1 protein-coding gene and 1 pseudogene are annotated in these 2,052 nt (G+C 65.7%); both read left to right on the forward strand.

The features are described 5' to 3' along the window. The coding region (locus EN939_RS31650; RefSeq protein ID WP_127271528.1) for an NAD(P)H-hydrate dehydratase at positions 1-1,124 on the forward strand (1,124 nt) is incomplete at its 5' end. Next, a pseudogene (locus EN939_RS31655) lies at positions 1,121-2,052 on the forward strand (hypothetical protein); the annotation flags it as partial. The gene EN939_RS31650 and the pseudogene EN939_RS31655, both read left to right, overlap by 4 nt.

The raw sequence follows: 2,052 nt of genomic DNA on the forward strand, positions 1-2,052 counted from the left end.
GACAGGCCCTGCGCCTGCCTGTGGTCGCGATCGACCTGCCGTCGGGCGTCTCGGGAGCCAGCGGCGAAATATTGAGCAGGGCGTTTCGTGCCGAGGTCACCGTCACCTTCGCGCGGAAAAAGCCCGGCCACTTGCTGCTGCCGGGGCGCGGGCAATGCGGTGAGATCGTGCTCGCCGATATTGGCATCGGCGACGGCATCATCGCCCAGCTCGCCGTCTCGACCTTCGAAAATGTGCCGGATCTGTGGTTGCGGGAATTTCCGGTGCCGGCGGTGGACGCGCATAAATACAAGCGCGGCCATGTCGGCGTCTTTTCCGGCGGTCCCAGTGCTACCGGCGCGGCGCGGCTGTCGGCGATGGCCGCCGCCAGAAGCGGGGCAGGGGCGGTCACCGTGCTGTCGCCTGGCAATGCCATGCAGGTGAACGCGACACACCTCACCTCGATCATGCTGCGAGAGGCGGGGTCATTCGAGGAGGTGCAGGAATTTCTGACGGCGCGCCATCCCGAGGCGCTGGTGTTTGGACCGGGGCTCGGGCCAAAGCCCAAGGTCGGCGATTTCGCCCTGCAACTGATCAAGACCTTGGCGGAGGGTGCACGCGCATCGCAAACTGCAAACCATGGAGGAGCGATCGTGCTTGATGCCGATGCCATTACCTCTCTGGCCCATCAGCCGCAGGCGCTGTTCGAAGCCGCTCGTCAGCCAAACGCTCCAGTGTTGGTGATCACGCCGCATGAGGGTGAATTCGGCCGCTTGTTCCCAGATATCGCCGGGGACAAAACCATGTCGAAATTGGACAAGGCGCGAGCGGCTGCCGCGCGGGCCAACGCAACGATCGTCTACAAGGGCGCCGACACGGTGATAGCCGCGCCTGTTGGCAAGGCAGCCATCAACTCCAACGGCGCTCCGTGGCTGGCCACGGCCGGGTCAGGCGACGTGCTGTCGGGCATCATCGCCGGTCTGCTCGCACAAGGCATGCCGCCCTTCGAGGGCACCTGCGCGGCGGTGTGGCTACACGCCGAAACCGGCAGCCGGTTCGGACCCGGCCTGATCGCCGAGGATCTGCCGCTGGCGCTGCTGCCGGTGTTGCGTGAACTCTTCGACGCGCGCACGGCTGTTCTATGAACCGCGCCCTGGCTCCGCTGCTTGCCACCCTCATCGCTGTCTTCATGGCGTCGACGGCGCGCGCCGTCGGCCCTGTAACCGTCGTCGACAATCCGGCGGTGCTCGCCGCGCTCGATGCCGGGGGTTTCGGCTTCGCCGATGTTTTGGGGGTTGACGGCGAGGACGGTCTAAAGACGCTTTACGACGAGGCCCCCGCCTATCACGCCATCGTTGACATCGTTGCCTCCGATGTTGCGGCGCTCCGCGCCGAGATGAAGGCCGGCGGGCGGCCGCTCTACGAGGTGACAGACGGCAATGTCGGCCGCATCATGGACATGCGCTGGCTGAAGACCGATGCCGCGCGCTTCCGGCTGGTCGGCGTCGTCAACCGGCTCGACCGTCGCGATTTCATGCTGCTGCAAGGCGACAGGAGCTGCGGCGAGGTGCGCTTCATCTACCGCCTGGCCTACAGTTTTCGCAAGAACGGCAAGCTGCTGGCATCGCGCTTGCCGTTCAATTTCAATGCCGTCTACAGCGCCGCGCCCGATGCCGATGGCGGCTGCGTCGGCACTGCCGGACGCTGGACGCCACAGCTTGACGAGAGCGTCGATGCCGGCTGGCTGACCGGCGGGCCGCTGGAGAAGGCCGGGCTGACCTTCAAGCAGCTGGAGCTCAACGCGCAGGTGGTGCGCTTCCCGTCCGGCCAGGAAACCGAGTTCGGCGGGCAGGCGGCCTATCTCATGCGGGTATTCGGCATCGATGGCGCCGAAATCAGCGAGAAGCCGCTGGAGAACACGCCCGACACCGCACGGCTCTCGCAGGACGCGGCGCTGAAAGCACGGCTTGCCGCCTATGTCGGCGCCAATTTGCCGGCGGTTGACGAAGGCGTCTATCAAATCCCCGACGAGTTCCTGGCCAGAAAGATCATATCATGGTCGACCTTCGGCAG

The organism is Mesorhizobium sp. M7A.F.Ca.CA.002.05.1.1 (assembly GCF_003998335.1).
Classification (GTDB): Bacteria; Pseudomonadota; Alphaproteobacteria; order Rhizobiales; family Rhizobiaceae; genus Mesorhizobium.